The organism is Legionella drozanskii LLAP-1 (assembly GCF_001467585.1).
GTDB classification, from domain to species: Bacteria; Pseudomonadota; Gammaproteobacteria; order Legionellales; family Legionellaceae; genus Tatlockia; species Tatlockia drozanskii.
On record NZ_LNXY01000027.1, the window covers coordinates 257,988 to 277,211 of the forward strand.

Below are 19,224 nucleotides of genomic sequence, written 5' to 3' on the forward strand. Positions count from 1 at the left end.
AGGTATTGCGCCAGCCACAAGCATTGTTACCAAAGCGGCTAGACCTAGGGCCAAACCTCCCACGGCTGCCGTTGCAGTGAGTGCTTTTAAAAAGAAAGAATAAGAATCGGATTCGGCGGATTCGCTCGGCTCACCGTTAATAATGCAGTCATTAACTATCTTCTTTATTTTGTCTTCATAGTCTCGTTTGCCTTTTTCTCCAGCACGAATTCTTGGTAAGGGAACATCTTTTATTGCAGCCAGGGCTTTTTTATAACAATCAGTGTTTCTATTTAGAAAGGGGTTGATTTTTACAAGTATTTCGTTGGGTAATTCAGGGAAGTCATTTTGGACCAACCGAGGCATAAGAGAGTACAGTGGATTTGCTTCTGGTGCGTTAATGATTCTGCGGAGTTCTTTGTCCAGTAGTTCAAGCAGTTCAGATTTTGAAAACATTACTACCTTATCCTTTAAGTCAGTTGGTAATAAGTTAGCAATTCTAACTCTTTCTTCCTCGTTCGAACTGTCAATAAATATCGTTTCTACTCCTGAGTTAAGAAATGCATCTGCAGCAATTGTCTCGATACCTTCAGGAATAGAAATTTGTTTAAGATTAATGCAACCACTAAATGCTCGAGAACCTATCGATCTCACACCTTTAGGAATATCTATTTCTTTAAGAGCAACGCAACTCGTAAATGTAAAACTAGGAATCAAGGTCAATCCCATGGGAAGGTGGATCTTTTCGAGCCTTGTACAGTATCCAAATACTTGCCAACCCATCGTGAGCAATCCCTCAGGAAGAGTTACTTCTGTCAGATTTTCGCATCCATCAAATGCATTAGAGAATAGTGAGCTCAGCCTCACAGGCAGCTTAATGCTTTTTAACTTTCTACAGCCCGCAAAAGCGAAAGGATCGATCGCAGTCACGCTGTCAGGAATATCCATTTGCTCTATACTACAACAGTCAGCAAATGCCGAGTGCCCTATGGAAACTAAATTATTAGAAAGCCTGACCTTTTCCAGGTTTTTGCAGCCCTCAAATGCTTCTTCGCCAATCGTGAGCACATTATCAGGAATAGTGATTTCTTGCAGGTTCAGGCAATTTTTAAATGCTCCCTCATCAATCGCGGTTATATCATCGGGTATCTCAAAAAACCCCTCGTAAATCTCATTAGTAGAAACCTTCACTAAGATGCGCCCATTTGGACCAATTCTAGTTTGCATTGTGTGTCGCCTCGATAATTCAGTACTGGGAGTTTGTCCTAACTTGCCGAAATGCAGGAACAGGATTGAGGATTTAGCCTAAAAGAGGGAAATTTTCTACCCTTCAAATGAGGGTTTTTATCACTGATAACGTCAAAATTGAGAAGATCTTAGATCATACTGACTTCATTGTAAACAAATATCTTAAAAACAAGTTAATTGAAAAGTAAAAAACTATTTTCTTTGTGTCTATATTTAAATCAAAGATTTCCGACTCCACTAAATGCCGAACTACCGATTGAGATCTGCCCTGCTGGCAAATCATAAAATGCATTTTCAGCAATTGCGGTTATATCATCGGCTATATCAAAAGAACCATCCTCGTTGATTTCATGATTATCAACCTTCTCTAAGATGCGCCCATTGGGATCATTTAAAATTATCATTGTACCGTCTCGATATTTAAATACATTTGTGAACCGCGCCTTGCTACAGAGAATTCAGACAGGGGACCTTTATCGATTCTTCCTTTGCAATACCGGAATGATAAAAAAAGGTTCCAGCAGCAACGCCTAGACAAGCTGCACCAGCCACTGTCAAAGTTGCCGCAAGCGGTATTGCGCCAGCCACAAGAACTGTTAGCAAAGCGGCTAGACCTAAGGCCAAACCTCCCACAGCTGCCGTTGCAGTGAGTGCTTTTAAAAAGAAAGAATAAGAATCGGATTCGCTCGGCTCACCATTCATAATGCAGTCATTAACTATCTTCTTTATTTTGTCTTCATAGTCTCGTTTGCCTTTTTCTCCAGCACGAATTCTTGGTAAAGGAACTTTCTTTATTGCAGCTAAGGCTTTTTGATAACAATCAGTGTTTCGATTTAGAAAGGGGTTGATTTTTACAAGTAATTCGTTTGGTAATTCAGGGAAGTCATTTTGGACCAACCGAGGCATAAGAGAGTAAAGTGGATTTGCTTCGGGTGCATTAATGATTCTGCGAAGTTCTTCGTTCAATAGTTCAAGCAGTTCAGATTTTGAAAACATTACCACCTTATCCTTTAAGTCATTTGGTAATAAGTTAGTAATTCTAACTCTTTCTTCCTCGTTCGAACTGTCAATAAATATTGTTTCTACTCCTGAGTTAAGAAATGCATCTGCAGCAATTGTTACAATACTTTCAGGAATAGAAATTTGTTTAAGATTAATACAACCTTTAAATGCTTGAGAATCTATCGAGCTCACACCCTGAGGAATATCTATTTCTTTAAGAGCAACGCACCCCAAAAATGCAAAATGAGGAATCGAGGTCAATCCCATTGGAAGATGGATCTTTTCGAGCCTTGTACAGTATCCAAATACTGACCAACCCATCGAGAGCAATCCCTCAGAAAAAGTGACCTCTGTCAGATTTTCGCATCTATCAAATGCATAATTACCAAGAAAGCTCAGCCTCTCAGGCAACTGAATGCTTTTCAACTTTCTACAGTCAGAGAAAGCGAAAGCATCGATCATAGTCACGCTGTCAGGAATATCTATTTGCTCTATACCGCAACTGACAAATGCCGAGGACCCTATGGAAGTTAAATTATTAGAAAGCCTGACCTTTTTCAGGTTTTTGCAGCCCTGAAATGCTTCTTCACCAATCGTGAGCACATTATCAGGGATAGTGATTTCTTGCAGATCCCGGAGTTCCCTAAATGCGCTATTATCAATTGCGGTTATATCATCGGGTATCTCAAAAGACCCCTCGTTGATCTCATTAGTAGAAACCTTCACTAAGATGCGCCCATTTGGACCAATTCTAGTTTGCATTGTTTGTCGCCTCGATAATTCAGTATGGAGTTTGTCCTAACTTGCCAAAATGCAGGGAACAGGATTGAGGATTTAGCTTAAAAGAGGGAAATTTTCTACCCTTCAAATGAGGGTTTTTATCACTGATAACGTCAAAATTGAGAAGATCTTAGATCATCCTGAATTCATTGTAAACAAATCTCTTAAAACCAATTGATTGGTAAAATGCAAACCATTTGCTGTGTGTGTATATATAAAAATATACCTAAGGAAAGAGACTCTATTTCGACTTGCTCCCCGAATCAACCTTCTATTCCCTCTCTCAAGCCCTCTCCCGCGAAGGAAATCATTTTATGAGTTGAGCTTCTTGCGCAGGCGTTTAGAAAGGCGTCAACTTGCTGTGGAGATAACTGATCTATGGCTTTAAATAAATTCCAGATGGCTGCTAATCAGTAAAATATGGAGTTCGGATTCACCAGAATCATGGACTTTCTTTGTCCGCCAATCATTAATCAATCACTGTCTTCCTGTGTTTTTTAATCACCGACCGATAAGCCTGTAAGTTCATTAGTAATTCAGCCTCGGCATTGGATAAATGACAACTGTCGATGATTTCATCTTTATTGCCACCCATTTCAAGTATACGTAGAGCATGTTGATAACCCCCATCGTTGTCTCGTTTATTTTCCAATGCCTGTAGTTGATTATCCATGCTAATTAGTTGACGATTAATTTCGGTAATCTGCTTACCAAAACCAAGGTCGGCATTGACTAATAAATTATGATTCACCTGGAGCTGCTCTAATTCGGTGTTAAGCTCCTTCACTTGCCGAGCCATCTTCATAAACATTCTATGATAAGTGATAAGGGCTTTCAGGGATAAAAGAGCTAATAGCAATCCTCCTATGCTTAATATAATACTCATTGCATTTCCTTATTATTGTTGTTGTTAGGTTGAGTAGCAGCTTCTGGTTTGGGTGGTAGTTGTGTCGGTAGATCAGTAGTGCTGGGTCTTTTCACAGTACTGATCGAAGGATCTAATAAACGAGGTACCGTTTTATCTTTAGCAATAATAACATTAACCCGTCTATTTTGAGCACGGCCTTCTTCTGATCCATTATCGGCCACAGGGTATTGTTCGCCATAACCTGTCACGGACAGTTGTTTCTTATTGACGCCAAAGGAAGACAGGGTACGCGCAACAGCAGCCGCTCTCGCCGAGGATAATTCCCAGTTTGAAGGATATTGCTCAGTCTCGATGGGCATATTATCCGTATAACCTTCGATGGCAATGGAGTAAGGAAGTGTTTTAATAATTGACGCTAATTTCATTAGTTTAAGGACTGCTACAGGTCTTAAATCCGCGCTGCCGCTATCAAATAATGCGTTTGCTTTAATATCCAATTCGACCCAGCCATCTTGTGGATTCATGTGATAATCAGAGTCTTGTAAAGCGGACAAGGCTTTAATCAGTTGATTAAATTGATCTTTGTCTTTAATAGGACTGTCAACGGCCGGTTTCATATCTTTTTTGGTTTGCGCAAGAGTTGACACCGACTGACCCTTCGACTTTGAAGTAAACGCTGAATTCATCCCTTCCGCTAAGGATTTATATTTTGAAACATTAACCGAAGAAATCGCATACATCACCACGAAAAAAGCAAATAGGAGTGTGATGAAGTCTGCGTATGATACCATCCAGCGATGGGTATCTTCATGAGGTACAACTTTATTTTTTCGTCCTCTCATGCTGATGATGTTGTCCATAATTATTTAGTTTTAAGTTTAGCATATTAGGACTTTCCCCGCTTGCCATGGAAACTAAACCCTCAACTACCATTTCATCGTGATGCAGTTTATTAGCAATACAAGTTTTTATTTTATTAGCGACAGGCAAAAAAACTAAATTCGCAAGGCCAACTCCATAAATGGTCGCGACGAAGGCCACAGCAATACCTGCCCCTAGCTCACTGGGCTCAGCAAGATTACGCATAACCTGAATTAAACCTAACACTGCTCCCAAAATACCAATGGTAGGACTATAGCCGCCCATACTTTCAAATACGTGCGCTGCGCGCATATCGAGTTCCTCACAGCGGTCGATTTCGGTTTCAAGCACTTGCCTTATATTCTGTTTATCGACCCCGACAACCAATAATTCTAGTCCTTGACGCATCAATGGATTTTTCTCTCTCTCTAAATGCTCTTCCAAAGAAAGTAAACCAAACTGCCTTGATTTTCGCGATAACTCAATTAATTGTTCACGACTTTTGTCATAAGGTAGTTTAGGTGGGCGAAAAATCCAGGGCAAAATTCTGAAGGCCCGCAAAAAAGTATTTAAGGGGGTTTGAATCATCACTGCCCCCAAAGTACCTCCCAGAACAATTAATAAGGCAGATAGATTCATCAAAGAATGAATCGAGCCACCTTCAAACATTTGCCCAATAATAATTGCTAAAAAAGCAGTTATTAAACCAAGTAGGGTTAAACCATCCATAATTTTTTGCCCCTCACTCTGGTAATCGAGATTTGATACGAAGTGTTGCCTGGCTGTGAATTTGGGAAACACGTGACTCACTCACCCCTAAAACTTCGCCAATTTCTTTTAAATTTAAATCTTGCTCGTAATACAAAGACAGCACCAAACGCTCATTTTTAGGTAAACTCTCAATAATTTGCGCAAGATGACTCACCATATCATCGTGCAAGGCATTGAGATGAGGCTCACTGAGCTCTTCGCCATCTATTTTTAAAATATCATCTGTTACTCCGAGATCATCAAAACCGTAAAGCTGACTTCCGGCGGAATCTTTTAATATCTCATAATATTCATCCAAACTAAGATTGAGTTCGCTTGCAACCTCATGATCTTTCGCATCACGCCCTAAGCGATTTTCGACTGCTTTCACCGCCTCGGAGATCATTCGCGCATTACGGTAAACGGAGCGCGGAACCCAATCATTACGCCGCACTTCATCCAACATATGACCACGGATACGAATACCCGCATAGGTTTCAAAAGACGCACCTTTAGTTGAATCATAATGTCTTACCGCTTCAAGCAGCCCTAACATACCTGCCTGCACCAGATCGTCGAGTTGTATCGAGTGCGGTAATCGCCCTAATAAATGGTGGGCAATACGTTTGACCAATAGCGCATGGGTTTTAACCAGCGTTTCCTGAGTTTGTTGATTCACTTTGCCGTAGGCAGCCAAAGCATCCACGACCTTCTCCTTAATTTCGCTTGCCTTGGAAATTCGCTTTTCCTTGCCAATTTGCATTCATCAGGTGTTACTTTATCCCGTTGAGTAAAGATTACAGAAAATCAATGCAGCTTGTTTAAGTTTAGCAAATTCCAAGACAAACATTTTTTTTCAATACTCTCCCGCCACCAAACGCTCTAGAAAAAAGCTGGTATTACCGCCCAAAGAGTGCTTGTATGGCCAATCCTCCACAGTATCAGCTAATTGTAAAAAAGATTTTGCAGCATTGGACTCCGGATAAGAAATGAGTACGGGTTTTTGTTTTTTTACGGCTTCGTGTATTCGTTCATCGAATGGAATTGCACCTAAATAGTCCAGACGTACATCTAAAAATTGCTCGGCCACTCGATATAATTTATTAAAAAGCTCTTTCCCCTCCCGCGCGTTTCTTATCATATTGGCGAGCACGTGAAAATGGCTCCATTCATAGCGCTTCGACATCACTTTAATGAGTGCATAAGCATCAGTTAAGGAGGTTGGTTCGTCACAAACAATGACAATTAACTCTTGGGATGAGCGCGCAAAACTGAGTACGGTATCAGAAATACCAGCCGCTGTGTCGATAATCATGTAATCCACGTCATCGGTCAATTCATTAAAAGCATCGATAATGCCAGCATGCTCTGCTGGGCTTAATTGAGTCATGTATTCGGTTCCCGATGCGGCAGGAATAACCCTCACCCCGGCGGGGCCTGGAAGCATAATATCACTTAGATGACAAAGCCCTTGAACTACATGGGAGAGATTATATTTGGTATGTAAACCTAGCATGATATCGATATTGGCCAACCCTAAATCGGCATCAAGCAATAACACATTTTTCTCTTTTTGCGCTAAAGCGACCGCTAAATTGACCGAAACATTAGATTTACCAACGCCGCCTTTACCCGCAGTGACAGCAATGACTTTCACCGGTTTTGAGCGGGAAAAATTACGCAACCCAGCGGCTTGATCTAATTTATCTTGATTACTCTTCGACATAGTACCTCCCTGCAACGTCGCGCGATGCTTTCTGCACGTTTCCATTCAATTGGCCTAAGCTAAGTTCTTGATTGCTTAATTGTTCGATCAATTGGTGACGCGTTGCTAGCTTAATGTCTTCAGGAACTCGTTGGCCATGGGTTAGATAACTGACTTCAATGCCTGTTTCGGCAATCGCACTTAAAATGCCCCCCAAAGCCAGTGATTCATCCAATTTGGTGATAATACATTGCTCGATGTGTTTTACTTGAAATCGTCTAATTGCTTCGATAAGAACCTGATAATGATTAGTTGCCTGTAAAACCAAAACGACAGATATAGAGTGTAAGCGAGAACTGAGAATATCCATCTGCGTTTCTACTCGTTCATCAGCGGGATTCATTCCTGCAGTATCAATAAGAATTAATTTCTTATCGTTAAGTTGTCGGATTACACGGGTGAGTGCTACCTCGTCTTGAGCGACACAGACCTGAACACCGAGAATTTTGCCGTAAAGCATCAGCTGTTCTTGCGCAGCAATGCGATAGGTATCCATGGTGACTAATCCTAATTTTTCTGCACCAAATCGTAGCGCAAAACGAGCTGCAATTTTTGCAAGCGTTGTCGTCTTACCCACGCCAGTTGGGCCTACAAACGCATAAATACCTCCCTCTTCTATCCGGCGTGAGTCGCGAATTGCTAAGGCTTCGGAAAAAAGCGTGAGCACTTGCTGCCAAGCACGTTGTTGATTAAGGCTGGGATTTATTCTAGTCACTAAGGATGAAGCCGTTACTTGACTTACTCCCAAATACAATAATTTTTGCATTAGTACGGTATGCAGGGGCTCACCATGACCTGCATGGCCACGCAATTGTGCCTCTAGCATTCCACGTAAGGTTAAGATTTCTTGACGCATATCGTCTAATGGAGAGAGCGTATTGGGTTTTGTTGCTGGTTGAGGACTGGGCTCAGCAGTTGCGATAGCAGTCGATGTTGCCAGAACTGTTTCATCAAAATCAACAGCAGCTACAATCTCAACCCCTCCTTCTACACGGCTGCTCGATAAAATAACCGCATCAGGACCAAAGGTCGCTTTAATTTGTTGCATGGCGCTGCGTGTATCTGGGGCAACGAAACGTTTTAATTTCATAAAGTCTCCGTCTTTATCCTACTGTACCAATTATCCGTATCTGTTTGTTATCAGGTATTTCCTGATAAGATAAAACATGCAGGTTACTGGAAATATTACGCACAAAGCGTGCCAAAACAGAACGTATCCCAGGCTGCACGACTAGTACTGCCAACTCTTGTTTTGCCTGCTGTTGTGCTGCAAGTTGCGTCAAAGAATGCTGTATTTTATCGGCCATCCCTGGTTCAAAGCTGACCCCATGACCGGTGTTGTTCTGAATTGTATTTTGCAATAACTGTTCCAACTCTGGTTTTAAGGTGATAATCGGTAATTCTTCGTTCAAGCCGCTTATTTTTTGTGTTATCAAACGTGACAAAGCCACACGGACGTTGCTAATTAGAAAATCAGTGTCTTTAGATTTTGACGCGCATTCCGCCAAAGTTTCGACGATCGTTCGCGTGTCAGTTAGAGGAATATGTTCGATCAGTAAACCTTGTAATACTTTATTGACTGCGCCGATCGATAAGGCATCAGGCACGAGTTCTTTCACCAGTTTGGGTGAAGTGCTGGCTAATTTATCTAATAATTGCTGCGTCTCTTCATAGCCAAGTAACTGGTGGCTATTTTGCTCGAGAATTTGACTCAAATGAGTTGCGACGACAGTTGATGCGTCAACAACAGTATAACCAAAAGTATGAGCCCTTTCTTTTTGACTGTCATTAATCCAAACCGCATCTAAATTAAAAGCAGGATCCTTCGTTTCTTGGCCATCCAAAACCCCAAAAACCTGTCCAGGATTAATAGCGAGCCATTTGTCATTAAAAATAAGAGCTTCCCCCATAACCACCCCGGCTAAGCTGATGCGGTAATAATTCGGCTTGAGATCGAGATTGTCACGGATATGTACAGTGGGAATAAGAAAACCGAGTTCTTGAGATATTTTCTTCCGCACTCCCTTAATTCGCGACAATAAAACCCCACCTTGCGAACTATCAACAAGCGGGATCAAGCGATAGCCAACTTCCAGACCGATGACATCGACCGGATTAACATCATCCCAAGATAATTCCGAAGCAAGAGGTTCTGCTAATGCGCTCTGACTGGTTTCCGCTTGTTTTTCTGTCGTCGATTTTTGTCGATTTTGTTTTATCAGCAGATAAGCCATTCCCCCTAAACCTAGGGCTAAAATTAAAAAAGCGATATGAGGCATCCCTGGAATTAAACCAATAATCCCAATGATCGTTGCTGTAATAATCAGTGAGCGCGGGTTACCAAACACTTGCTTCACCACCGCATTACTCATATTCTGCGAGCTAGAAACACGAGTTACCATAATGGCTGCAGCAGTCGATAAAACCAGTGAGGGGACTTGCGCAACTAGGCCATCACCAATCGTCAGTAAAATATAATTATGCAGGGCCTCAGCCAAACCCATGTTGTGCTGCAGCACACCGATGATCAAGCCGCCAACAATATTGATTAATAAAATCAAAATACCAGCAATGGCATCCCCGCGTACAAACTTACTCGCACCATCCATAGAGCCATAAAAATCAGCTTCCTGGGCCACTTCTGAACGTCGTAAAATGGCCTGATCTTGATTAATTAAACCGGCATTGAGGTCAGCATCGATGGCCATTTGCTTACCTGGTAAAGAATCGAGGGTGAACCTTGCACTCACCTCAGAAACTCGCCCAGCACCTTTGGTGACCACCACAAAGTTGATCACCACCAAAATAATAAACACCACCAATCCGACAGTATAATTACCGCCAATTACCACCTCACCAAAGGATTTAATAACCTGCCCTGCTGCATCCGTTCCTGCATGACCGTTCAATAAAACGATCCGCGTGGAAGCAACGTTCAAAGCTAAACGTAGTAGTGTTGCAATCAAAATGACTGTTGGAAATACTGCAAAATCAAGCGGTCTATCGCTGTAAATAACTGCAAGTAAGACTACGAGCGAGAAGGCAATATTAAAGGTAAAGAAAATATCGAGGAAAAAGGCTGGCAAAGGCAACATCATCATACTGAGCATAATGATAAGGACTAATGGCGTACCTAAACCTTGATGCATCCATTGACGCAAGGTATGGAAAATCGCATTGACATTCATCAGACATTCTCCTCAACATCTCGCTTTAACTCGTCAGGGATCGGCAAGTTCTGCAAAAATTCTGGTTTTATATCGTAATTCGCTTTGTCTCTTAGCTGGAAAATATAAGCCAGTACCTGCGCAACTGCGACGTATAATCCGCGCGGGATTTCCGCATTTAAATCAGTTGAATAATAAAGAGCACGCGTTAAAGGAGGCACCGATAAAATGGGGATTTTGTGAGTCTGTGCTATGCGACTAATTTGTAAAGCAATTAAATCCCTACCCTTTGCCACTACCACAGGCGCACGATTTCCTTGTTGTTGATAAATGATTGCAACCGCATAATGAGTCGGGTTAGTGAGCACCACATTTGCTTTAGGGACTTCTGACATCATTCTTCTACGGGCGATTTCTTGCTGTGTGCGACGAATTTGGCTCTTCACTTCCGGCTTACCTTCCGTCTCTTTGAATTCATCCTTGAGCTCCTGCTTCGTCATTTTTAATTGCTTTTTGTGCTCATACAATTGAAATGGTACATCCACTGCAGCAATCAAAATAAGGCTTGCACTGATCATTAAAAAGGACTGAGTCACTAATTCCAGTCCAGTACCTAAAGCATTTGTTAAGGGAAAACTGGCCACAGCAAGTAAGGCTGGAATTTGCCCTTTCAACACCAAAATAGCCACTGTTGCGACAAGTAAAAATTTGACTAGTGCTTTGACCATTTCAACCAAACCTTTTAGCGAAATCATTCGCTTTAGGCCTTTTAATAAGCTCAAACGAGAAAATTGGGGTTGCATCGATTCCGCACTAAAAATCCAACCGCCCATGAGCAAAGAGGCAGCAATAGAGAGGATTAAGATCATGAGTAATAGAGGAATTACAGCACCAAAACCCAGTTTTAATAAGCTGTAAAACTGCTGTAAACCGAGGGTAGGTAAAGTCAAAATTCTGCTATCGAAGTCAAATGCTTGGCGCATCATTAGCATAAACTGGGTGGAAAGATGACGGCCAAAAACAAATAGAGCAACGCCTGAGAACAATAAAATCAAAGTGGCATTTAAATCTTTCGAGCGAGCAACCTGCCCTTTTTCTCTGGCCTCTTTAAGCCGTTTAAGCGAGGGCTGTTCGGTCTTTTCTTGTGCTTGTTCTTCAGACATTAACGCAGCATCCCTATAATAATTCGCATCCCTTGCTCTAAACTATCCGTCATTTGCGCAGCGACTCCTGGCAAACTAACGCGAATAATCACCATGCCCATCAACAAGGTAATAGAAAATCCTATGGAAAATATATTTAATTGGGGCGCTACTCTTGTCATTATCCCAAAACCTAGGTTTACAATAAGTAAAGATAATATGGCTGGCAAGGCCACTAATACTGATTCTTTAAACATCCATCCTGAAAATGCCAAGACGGATCCAATAGCGGTTAAACCGAGGCTCATTTTTCCTACTGGTACTTCACGGAAACTACTTAATAAGGCATCAAAAACGGCCAGATGGCCATTGAGTACAAGAAACATGAGGCTAACCATCATCAGGTAAAATTGGCTTACCAAGGGTATAGATACCTGCGTTGAGGGCTCAACCATCGTTGCGAAACCAAGTCCGGCCTGCATCGCGATGACTTGACCACCCATCAAAAAAACCTGAAAAACTAACTGCAAGACAAAGCCCATTAAAAGCCCTAGTAATAACTCATGAGCTACGATGGCCACGTAACGACCTTCAAAATGGAGAAAAGAAAGGTCGGAGCTAATAAATGGGGCAGAAATAAAAGCCAGGGTTAGGGCAAAAACAACGCGAATACGGGTTGGCACGAGGATCGAAGAAACAATAGGCATCGTCAAAAATAAACCACTGATGCGCGGCAGGGGCCAGATAACTTGGCTAAATTGGCTAATCATGGCTTGGTAATTCAAATTCATGGCTAACCTATCAAGTAGGGAATGTTAGAAAACAACGAATCGGTATAGTTGATCATTGTTTTTAATAACCAAGGACCAGCAAATACCATCACTAAAAAAGTCACAAAAAGTTTGGGAATAAAGCTTAAACTCATTTCGTTAATTTGAGTTGCCGCTTGAAACATGGAAACTAGTAAACCGACGATGAGGCCAGGTATGATTAATACCGTTAATAGGATAATCATAATATAAACACTTTCACTAAACAGTGAGAGAACCGATTCCGGTGTCATCCCTTTCTCCTTCTTGGTAATCCTTCACCATGGCCCCAGGCCCGTTTCTTCTTAACTTGGAACGTTCTTAAAATTTCAACTTAACGCAAAACTTGAAGCTAATGATCCCAACACCAGCGTCCATCCATCCACCAACACAAATAGCATGATCTTGAAAGGCAATGAAATAATGAGCGGCGATAGCATCATCATCCCCATAGCCATTAATACGCTAGCAACAACTAAATCAATAATCAAAAAAGGTAAAAATAAAACGAATCCAATTTGGAATGCTGTTTTCAATTCACTGGTGATAAACGCAGGAATAAGAACAGTCATCGGAACTTCTGCAAGTGATCCATAAGACTTATTGTTAAATTTTTCAAACAGAGACAAATCATTCTTGCGCGTCTGATTCAACATAAATTGACGCAACGGTTCTTCAGCTTTCGCCATAGCTTGTGGAAATTGCAATTGATCAGCTAAATAAGGCTGCAAGGCCTGCTCATTGATTTGATTAAAAACGGGCGCCATCACAAAAAAAGTCATAAAAAGAGCAATACCTATCAGTATTTGGTTGGTTGGCGTTTGTGCCATTCCAATGGCTTGTCGTAAAATTGACAGCACAATAATGATCCGCGTAAATGCCGTTACAGCCATTAATAATCCTGGCAAAACACTCAGCAGCGTCATAAAAATCAGTATTTGCAAATTGACGCTGTAAGTTTGCCCGCCATTAGATGCTGGCGAGACAGTGACAGCAGGCAGTGAGGTAGTCGCCGCCTCAGCCGCCCAAGGTAAAACAAAAAGAATGATAAGACAGCCAAGGAGCAAAATTTTATTCATTCTGATTTCCCAAGAGCAGTTTTTAGAAACTCTGCAAAGGAGGTTTTGGACTCTAACGAGAATGAAGTAGGTAAATCCTCTCCAAAGTCATGCAAGGTATTAATGCTTGCCGAAGTCACGCCAAGCAGAAGAACACGCTGCCCCACTCTAACCAGCATGATTTTTTCTCTTGCTCCTAAACTCATACAAGAAATAATTTTAAAACCGTTAGTGTTTGCGAATTTTGCGCCATTTAAACGACGTAATAACCAAGATAATAAAACAATCGCAGCAACAACAACGAGCAAGCCACCCAGTACACGCATGAGCTCGCCATTGCTTAATGCTGATGTGTTACTACTGGCAGGTAAAGCCGTTGCTCGCGCTACAACTGGCAACAGGCTACTCGCAATAATACCCACGAAATTTAGCTTCATCTTAAACGTTTGATGCGTTCTGATTTACTAACTATATCCGTCAGGCGCACACCAAACTTATCATTGACCACCACCACTTCACCATGAGCGACCAATGTGCCATTGACTAATACATCCAAAGGTTCACCAGCTAAACGATCGAGAGCAACAATACCGCCTTGATTGAGCTGTAAAAGATTGCGTATCGTCATTTTAGTACGACCAATCTCTACTGTTATAGCTACCGGTATATCCAAAATTAATTCCATTTTTTCTACATCTGTGTCCTGAGATGCAGCATTTTGTGCTGCTGTTGCTGTTGCGGATGTGTCCGCCTCAGTCTGATTAGCCATTCACTCCACTCCCTAGTAACTTATTTTTTTAATAATCTTTACAGCTCTCTTATCGTTGGCACTACCAATGGTTGCGGTAAAACCTGGAGTACCTTCAATATCCAACGTCACAACTTCATTCATTTCTAACGGTATAAAATCCCCCACTTGCCAACCCATCACCTTACCCAATGAACTGTTGGTTTGAGCCATTGCCGAACTTACAACCAGCTCAACCTCCATCAGCTCCTCCTTTAAAGACATGATCCAGTTTGGATCAATTTCATCATCCGGTCTTGCAGCACCAAGTTCTAACTGCTGCTTAATAGGTTCTACCATAGAGTAGGGAATCACGAAATAAAAAGCACCGGATTCCTTTCCAAAATCCACATTAAAACGACTCACTAACAATAACTCATTGGGTTCACCAATGTGAACTAGCTGAGGGTTAGTCTCCTCCCCGACCTTCATCGCTTCTAATTTGATAATGGGAGCCCATGCTTGCTCAATACAACGCACTAATTTACCAATGACGATTTCCATCACTCTCAATTCAGTCGCAGTAAAATCTGTTCGGCTTGTTTGAGCCAGAAATTGTGAGCTACCTCCAAAATAATAATCCACTAGGTCATAGACAAAGGTACTATCAAACAGGATAAGCGCCTTGCCTCGTAAAGGTTTAAACCGACGTATTGTCATTAAGGTAGGGTTTGGCATGCTACCTAGAAATTCGCGATGTTTTACTATGGACAATGGCTCTTGTTTAATCTGTAAATCCTTTGCCATTAATTGATAAATATCATTTGCAAAAAAACGGGCTGCCCTGTCATGGATTTTGTCGAGAACAGGCAACTCCCCTCTAACAATACGTTCCTGACTTGTAAAATTGAGAACTCGAACCTGATCAGGGCCGTCCTCTACAAAATCGATTGTTTTATCTGCCTGAGCTTCTTGGGGATCGGTGCTTGTGCTTTCTTCCGCAGGTTTTGCTTCTTCTTCCACGGAATTAAGCAGTGCATCAATTTCTTCCTGCGATAAAATATCTTTCTCAGCCATAGATAGCTATCCTGTCATTACATATTAAGGCTTATTTATACTCCCTGTATTTTGAGTATAAGCCATGATTTACCATAGCCAGCGAGCTAAAGCAAAATGTGTGCCAATCTCCAAAAATAACAACAACTCAAGTTGATATTTTGCTAATGTTTCGTTCGCGGGGCACAATGAGGTTAGATAAGTTGTCATATCCTTCTACCCGTGCCAAACTTAAATTAATTCGTTTTAGATAATGTGACATGCTCAGTAAAAATAAGCAATTTTCCAATTTTAGCAATGCTAAACAAACTAACTCTGATTGCTTTCGCCCAGATAATGAAGAAGAACTCGCATCGCTTTTCAGTCATTCCTCGGAGAAAGGATTGCTTGCGCGAGGTAATGGCTCTAGTTACGGGGATTGTTGTCTGAACCATCAAGGTCTGATTGTCGACACGTCTCGTCTAAATCATCTTTTAAATTTTAATGAGGAAACAGGACTTTTAGTTTGCCAAGGAAGTGTTAGTTTTGCGGATCTCTTTCTCGTGAGTCCTCATTATATACCGCCTGTTATTCCCGGCACTTTGCGGGCGACTGTCGCTGGCGGCGTTGCTAACGATGTGCACGGTAAAAATAATCATCATGCAGGCAGTTTTGGCGAACATGTGCAATGGATTGATCTGCAATTAGGTGAGCAATTCCTTCGCTGCGACCGAAAAACGCATGCTGAATTATTTTATGCAACCCTAGCGGGACTTGGCTTAACAGGTATAATTAAACAAGTGGCTATTCAAATGCGCAAAGCAACGCATTTTGTGCAAGTCCAATATGAAAAATACTATGACTTTGCCCCCTTATTAGAACAGATGAAAAAGAAAGGTTGTCACTTCGATTATCAAGTGGCCTGGCTAGATCTACTGAACAAGCCACGCGCTTTACTGTCGCTCGCGAATCATTGTGAACCAATCACTATGTCCACACAGCGCTATCGTCATACGATTCCTAAATTACCTATTCGTCTTATTACTTCCTGGGGGATGAAACAGTTTAATCGTATTTATTTCCAAGGACATACCACCACTCAGCGCACGCTAGCGCTTTCTCAATTTAATAATCCACTTGATTCGGTTGCCCATTGGAATCGTTTATATGGCAAAAAAGGGCTTTTGCAATTTCAAGCGCTTGTTCCTGAGGAGCTCGCATTAACAGCACTTACGACGTTATTGGAGATCATTCGTTCTCATCAAGCGACGCCAACGCTTGCCGTATTGAAATATTTTAGCAAACCCGGCCTAGGTCTTTTGTCGTTTGTCCAACCTGGTTTTACTCTGGCAGTGGACTTCATAAATAATCAGCAAGCCCATCAGGCAATCTTGGCAATGAATGAATGGATTAGCGAAGTAAAGGGTAAAGTTTATTTAGCGAAAGATTTACTACTCACAGCTAAACAATTTGCCAAACAATATCCGCAACAGGAGCAGTTCTCCGAAATCCTTAAGCGATACAACAGCAGAATGCGCTCTGATTTAAGTCAACGATTGGGTATCACTCGATGAATAAAAGAACTTGGCTTATTCTTGGGGCAACGTCGATCATTGCTGAGGAATTTGCTCATTTAGCAGCTCAGGCGGGCAATTCTTTAATTTTAGTGGCTCGTAATAGAGAGCAATTAGCGGTTATAGCAGCTGATATTCAGCTACGATATCATGTGCAATGTGATTTTATCTTCACTGACTTTGCGGGTGATTTGAGCGAAGTACTGCAGATTTTACAACCTCATCAACAAGAAGTTGATCTCTTTATCGCTTACAGCTCAATTTTAGAAAATCATGAACTGAATCAAGAAAATATCAATGAACTCGTTCGTGTGAATATCCTAAGTACCGTACAATTTATCCATGCTTATCAAACGAAACCACAGACCCAATATCGTCTCATTTTTTTAAGTTCAGTAGCAGCCTGTCGTGGACGTGCTAAAAACAGCCTCTATGGTGGCTCAAAAGCGGCTATTGAAACTTATTTGGAAGGCTTACAACAATCTAAGGATAATGATTTTCAGATCACGATAGCAAGACTCGGTTTTATTGATACCGTGCAAACCTTTGGCTTGCCCGGAATTTTTTATGCCTCACCTCCAAAAGCTTGCGCCAAAGCATGCTGGCGGGCTTCTTTCGCTCAGAAAAGGCTCATATATCATCCTTTTTTTTGGCGCTTTATAATGAGTCTAATCCGCCATTTGCCTTTTGCAATTTATAAAAGAATGAAGCTTTAAACCTAGTGAATTAACCTTACGGTCGGCAAAATATTATGAACTAAACCAAAAAATTGCAAAATATAAATGATTAACACAATCAGAACCAATAAATTAAGTAAACTTTTTATTACGCCTGGCATTGGAATAAATGCATTGATTAACCATAAAACCACCCCAAATGCGATGATTACGATAATCAAATTGAGTAATTCATTCATGAATTTTCCTTATTGGTAGCTTCAACTTAATTGTAGTACAAAAAAAATCAGCTGAAACAGCTGATTTTAAGAAAACAAAATAAATATTATTTTATTATGTTAGTCTACGTGTAGTCTGCCTTTCTTGTACTGCCTTTTGTGGGCTAGCAGCAGATATACTAGGTACATTTTTACCCCTAGCAGACGCAGCTCCCAACGCCGCTCCTCCTGCTTCATGACCGACAGCTTGTGTTAAACTTATCTCTAATTTGCCGGACTCTAATTCTTCCAGTTTATTATCCGGTAAATTCCTAATTTGCTCTTCAAATTGAGACACCAAATTTTTAATAAATTGTTTACGATTCATAATTTTGCCCTTCTCTAATCTAGCAATCTAAATTGCAATCATAATAAGCATTCAGTCGAATCCTTGAATGACTACATTATTATGAATTTTCCGATAGATTTCAGCTTACCGCCAGCGCTATTCCATCTTACAATCGGAGCTAACTTGCCCAAATCTGCTAGACAAAATTCCTTAAGAGAAGCGGTATATTCCTTGTAGCCTACCAAATTTGAAGCACCATAAAATCAACTTTGATTATTAATCATCCTAACTAGTCAGCTAAAAAAATATAGCTCATATTACAGTGTAGCTCATCTATGTTCATCTGCAATATTTTTCCTGAAATTGGATTTTTTAATTATCATATTTTTGTCTTAATTTGAAGAAAAAAAATCAGCCATAGCTGATTTTTTTAAGCTGTATTCTAGGGTCTTTTTGTTTCACGTCTCATTGCTGTTGGAGTATTGGGTTCTACCCCTAATGCCAGCAGCACCACCGGCCTCTATACCTACTGATTGTGTTAATTTTATCTCCAGCTTTCCAGATTCCAAATCCTTTATTTATGCTCTAATAAGTACATAATTTTCTCTTCAAACTGAGACACCAAATTTTTAATCACTTGTTTACGATTAATAACTCTATCTCCAAAAATTATAACGGTAGAAAAAGGCTATTAAAGGTGTTAGCCTTTATCCTCTTAATTACAATCTACGCCTAGGGGGGCCGTAGGTTTTCTTAATTTCTGGACGCTTAGCACCCCCTGCTTCTTTTCCTACAACGCGTATGAAACTTATTTCAAATTTAGTAGACTCTAGCTCCTCTAATTTTTTATCCGGTAAATGACTAATATAATCTTCAAACTGCGACACTAAAGAATGAATGGCTTTCTTACGGTTCATAACACAATTCCTCATGTTCTATAGCATCAGAAAAAATGCTAAATCATAAAAAATAACATTGCTATTCATCCGTGAATGATTCATTTTTTAAATTCATAGGTTGTTAAAATTTAATAGGTATTTCTAAGTTTAGTTCAAACTTTTTTTGTCTGCAAAATAACGTTTATTATCTGCGATAATTGTGAGAGCTGTCATGGTGTAGCTAGTCCATAAGCGTGATAAATAGGGAAGTCATAAGTTTAGCGGACAAAATGGCCCAAAATATGCTTTATTAAATAAAGTTGTGAAGGCAACAAAAATTTCATTACACTTCTGGAGG

At 40.8% G+C, this 19,224-nt stretch carries 22 protein-coding genes; 2 read left to right on the forward strand and 20 right to left on the reverse strand.

The features are described from left to right. The 17 genes from Ldro_RS10395 to fliM all read right to left on the reverse strand — a co-directional run. The coding region (locus tag Ldro_RS10395) for a leucine-rich repeat domain-containing protein (protein WP_157066488.1) at window positions 1–1,206 on the reverse strand (1,206 nt) is incomplete at its 3' end. Between the two features lie 239 nt (window positions 1,207–1,445). Then, window positions 1,446–1,631 (reverse strand): hypothetical protein, encoded by a 186-nt coding sequence (locus tag Ldro_RS10400; protein WP_058496355.1) that lies wholly within the window; start codon window positions 1,629–1,631, stop codon window positions 1,446–1,448. Window positions 1,632–1,674: 43 nt separating this feature from the next. Then, window positions 1,675–2,991: a leucine-rich repeat domain-containing protein gene (locus tag Ldro_RS10405; protein ID WP_058496356.1), complete on the reverse strand. Its 1,317-nt coding sequence runs from the start codon at window positions 2,989–2,991 to the stop codon at window positions 1,675–1,677. A gap of 487 nt (window positions 2,992–3,478) precedes the next feature. Then, window positions 3,479–3,895: a DUF2802 domain-containing protein gene (locus tag Ldro_RS10410; protein ID WP_058496357.1), complete on the reverse strand. Its 417-nt coding sequence runs from the start codon at window positions 3,893–3,895 to the stop codon at window positions 3,479–3,481. After that, window positions 3,892–4,719, reverse strand: coding sequence for an OmpA family protein (locus Ldro_RS10415; protein WP_065235927.1), 828 nt, complete (start codon window positions 4,717–4,719; stop codon window positions 3,892–3,894). Before Ldro_RS10415 ends, Ldro_RS10410 begins: the two co-directional genes overlap by 4 nt. After that, complete coding sequence (locus Ldro_RS10420) at window positions 4,700–5,467, reverse strand: flagellar motor protein (RefSeq protein WP_058496358.1); 768 nt, start codon at window positions 5,465–5,467, stop codon at window positions 4,700–4,702. The genes Ldro_RS10415 and Ldro_RS10420 overlap by 20 nt, the downstream gene beginning before the upstream one ends. 13 nt (window positions 5,468–5,480) lie before the next feature. Next, window positions 5,481–6,194, reverse strand: coding sequence for an RNA polymerase sigma factor FliA (locus Ldro_RS10425; protein ID WP_058496755.1), 714 nt, complete (start codon window positions 6,192–6,194; stop codon window positions 5,481–5,483). Between the two features lie 150 nt (window positions 6,195–6,344). Then, a complete protein-coding gene (locus Ldro_RS10430; protein ID WP_058496359.1) occupies window positions 6,345–7,214 on the reverse strand; it encodes a MinD/ParA family protein in 870 nt (289 codons plus the stop codon). Further along, entirely contained in the window at window positions 7,201–8,343 is a 1,143-nt protein-coding gene (flhF, locus tag Ldro_RS10435) for a flagellar biosynthesis GTPase FlhF (RefSeq protein ID WP_058496360.1), read from the reverse strand. The genes Ldro_RS10430 and flhF overlap by 14 nt, the downstream gene beginning before the upstream one ends. Window positions 8,344–8,356: 13 nt before the next feature. Further along, complete coding sequence (flhA, locus tag Ldro_RS10440) at window positions 8,357–10,441, reverse strand: flagellar biosynthesis protein FlhA (protein ID WP_058496361.1); 2,085 nt, start codon at window positions 10,439–10,441, stop codon at window positions 8,357–8,359. After that, entirely contained in the window at window positions 10,441–11,583 is a 1,143-nt protein-coding gene (flhB, locus tag Ldro_RS10445; protein WP_058496362.1) for a flagellar biosynthesis protein FlhB, read from the reverse strand. Before flhB ends, flhA begins: the two co-directional genes overlap by 1 nt. Beyond that, window positions 11,583–12,353 (reverse strand): flagellar biosynthetic protein FliR, encoded by a 771-nt coding sequence (gene fliR / locus Ldro_RS10450; RefSeq protein WP_058496363.1) that lies wholly within the window; start codon window positions 12,351–12,353, stop codon window positions 11,583–11,585. Before fliR ends, flhB begins: the two co-directional genes overlap by 1 nt. Before the next feature lie 2 nt (window positions 12,354–12,355). Beyond that, window positions 12,356–12,625: a flagellar biosynthesis protein FliQ gene (gene fliQ / locus Ldro_RS10455; RefSeq protein WP_058496364.1), complete on the reverse strand. Its 270-nt coding sequence runs from the start codon at window positions 12,623–12,625 to the stop codon at window positions 12,356–12,358. 75 nt (window positions 12,626–12,700) lie between these two features. Continuing rightward, the gene (fliP, locus tag Ldro_RS10460) at window positions 12,701–13,450 is read right to left on the reverse strand and encodes a flagellar type III secretion system pore protein FliP (RefSeq protein ID WP_058496365.1); all 750 of its coding nucleotides are present in this window, start codon (window positions 13,448–13,450) and stop codon (window positions 12,701–12,703) included. Beyond that, window positions 13,447–13,866: a flagellar biosynthetic protein FliO gene (fliO, locus tag Ldro_RS10465; protein WP_058496366.1), complete on the reverse strand. Its 420-nt coding sequence runs from the start codon at window positions 13,864–13,866 to the stop codon at window positions 13,447–13,449. Before fliO ends, fliP begins: the two co-directional genes overlap by 4 nt. Then, window positions 13,863–14,198: a flagellar motor switch protein FliN gene (gene fliN / locus Ldro_RS10470; RefSeq protein WP_083497952.1), complete on the reverse strand. Its 336-nt coding sequence runs from the start codon at window positions 14,196–14,198 to the stop codon at window positions 13,863–13,865. Before fliN ends, fliO begins: the two co-directional genes overlap by 4 nt. 12 nt (window positions 14,199–14,210) lie before the next feature. Beyond that, window positions 14,211–15,233 carry a flagellar motor switch protein FliM gene (gene fliM / locus Ldro_RS10475; RefSeq protein ID WP_058496367.1) on the reverse strand — a complete coding sequence of 341 codons (1,023 nt, stop codon included), beginning with the start codon at window positions 15,231–15,233 and terminating at the stop codon, window positions 14,211–14,213. Between the two features lie 239 nt (window positions 15,234–15,472). On the opposite strand from fliM, the gene Ldro_RS10480 reads away from it, so the two are divergent. Both Ldro_RS10480 and Ldro_RS10485 read left to right on the forward strand, forming a co-directional pair. Then, window positions 15,473–16,765: an FAD-binding oxidoreductase gene (locus tag Ldro_RS10480; RefSeq protein ID WP_058496368.1), complete on the forward strand. Its 1,293-nt coding sequence runs from the start codon at window positions 15,473–15,475 to the stop codon at window positions 16,763–16,765. After that, window positions 16,762–17,481: an SDR family NAD(P)-dependent oxidoreductase gene (locus Ldro_RS10485; protein WP_058496369.1), complete on the forward strand. Its 720-nt coding sequence runs from the start codon at window positions 16,762–16,764 to the stop codon at window positions 17,479–17,481. The genes Ldro_RS10480 and Ldro_RS10485 overlap by 4 nt, the downstream gene beginning before the upstream one ends. Before the next feature lie 2 nt (window positions 17,482–17,483). Here the strand turns inward: Ldro_RS10485 and Ldro_RS10490 are convergent, their stop codons facing one another. The 3 genes from Ldro_RS10490 to Ldro_RS10500 all read right to left on the reverse strand — a co-directional run bounded on the left by Ldro_RS10490 (window position 17,484) and on the right by Ldro_RS10500 (window position 18,905). Next, complete coding sequence (locus Ldro_RS10490) at window positions 17,484–17,681, reverse strand: Thivi_2564 family membrane protein (protein ID WP_058496370.1); 198 nt, start codon at window positions 17,679–17,681, stop codon at window positions 17,484–17,486. A gap of 94 nt (window positions 17,682–17,775) precedes the next feature. Next, complete coding sequence (locus Ldro_RS10495; RefSeq protein WP_058496371.1) at window positions 17,776–18,027, reverse strand: hypothetical protein; 252 nt, start codon at window positions 18,025–18,027, stop codon at window positions 17,776–17,778. Between the two features lie 680 nt (window positions 18,028–18,707). Further along, a complete protein-coding gene (locus tag Ldro_RS10500) occupies window positions 18,708–18,905 on the reverse strand; it encodes a hypothetical protein (RefSeq protein WP_058496372.1) in 198 nt (65 codons plus the stop codon). Window positions 18,906–19,224: the final 319 nt, after the last annotated feature.

Bases quoted from the DNA above. Each gene is read 5' to 3' on its own strand.
- flhA (WP_058496361.1), bottom strand. From the start codon at position 10,441: ATGAATGTCAATGCGATTTTCCATACCTTGCGTCAATGGATGCATCAA.
- Ldro_RS10485 (WP_058496369.1), top strand. From the start codon at position 16,762: ATGAATAAAAGAACTTGGCTTATTCTTGGGGCAACGTCGATCATTGCT.
- Ldro_RS10430 (WP_058496359.1), bottom strand. From the start codon at position 7,214: ATGTCGAAGAGTAATCAAGATAAATTAGATCAAGCCGCTGGGTTGCGT.
- Ldro_RS10415 (WP_065235927.1), bottom strand. From the start codon at position 4,719: ATGAGAGGACGAAAAAATAAAGTTGTACCTCATGAAGATACCCATCGC.
- fliM (WP_058496367.1), bottom strand. From the start codon at position 15,233: ATGGCTGAGAAAGATATTTTATCGCAGGAAGAAATTGATGCACTGCTT.
- fliQ (WP_058496364.1), bottom strand. From the start codon at position 12,625: ATGACACCGGAATCGGTTCTCTCACTGTTTAGTGAAAGTGTTTATATT.
- fliP (WP_058496365.1), bottom strand. From the start codon at position 13,450: ATGAATAAAATTTTGCTCCTTGGCTGTCTTATCATTCTTTTTGTTTTA.
- Ldro_RS10405 (WP_058496356.1), bottom strand. From the start codon at position 2,991: ATGCAAACTAGAATTGGTCCAAATGGGCGCATCTTAGTGAAGGTTTCT.
- Ldro_RS10490 (WP_058496370.1), bottom strand. From the start codon at position 17,681: ATGAATGAATTACTCAATTTGATTATCGTAATCATCGCATTTGGGGTG.
- Ldro_RS10420 (WP_058496358.1), bottom strand. From the start codon at position 5,467: ATGGATGGTTTAACCCTACTTGGTTTAATAACTGCTTTTTTAGCAATT.
- Ldro_RS10500 (WP_058496372.1), bottom strand. From the start codon at position 18,905: ATGAACCGTAAGAAAGCCATTCATTCTTTAGTGTCGCAGTTTGAAGAT.
- Ldro_RS10410 (WP_058496357.1), bottom strand. From the start codon at position 3,895: ATGAGTATTATATTAAGCATAGGAGGATTGCTATTAGCTCTTTTATCC.
- Ldro_RS10495 (WP_058496371.1), bottom strand. From the start codon at position 18,027: ATGAATCGTAAACAATTTATTAAAAATTTGGTGTCTCAATTTGAAGAG.
- fliR (WP_058496363.1), bottom strand. From the start codon at position 12,353: ATGAATTTGAATTACCAAGCCATGATTAGCCAATTTAGCCAAGTTATC.
- flhB (WP_058496362.1), bottom strand. From the start codon at position 11,583: ATGTCTGAAGAACAAGCACAAGAAAAGACCGAACAGCCCTCGCTTAAA.
- fliO (WP_058496366.1), bottom strand. From the start codon at position 13,866: ATGAAGCTAAATTTCGTGGGTATTATTGCGAGTAGCCTGTTGCCAGTT.
- fliN (WP_083497952.1), bottom strand. From the start codon at position 14,198: ATGGCTAATCAGACTGAGGCGGACACATCCGCAACAGCAACAGCAGCA.
- Ldro_RS10480 (WP_058496368.1), top strand. From the start codon at position 15,473: ATGCTCAGTAAAAATAAGCAATTTTCCAATTTTAGCAATGCTAAACAA.
- flhF (WP_058496360.1), bottom strand. From the start codon at position 8,343: ATGAAATTAAAACGTTTCGTTGCCCCAGATACACGCAGCGCCATGCAA.
- Ldro_RS10400 (WP_058496355.1), bottom strand. From the start codon at position 1,631: ATGATAATTTTAAATGATCCCAATGGGCGCATCTTAGAGAAGGTTGAT.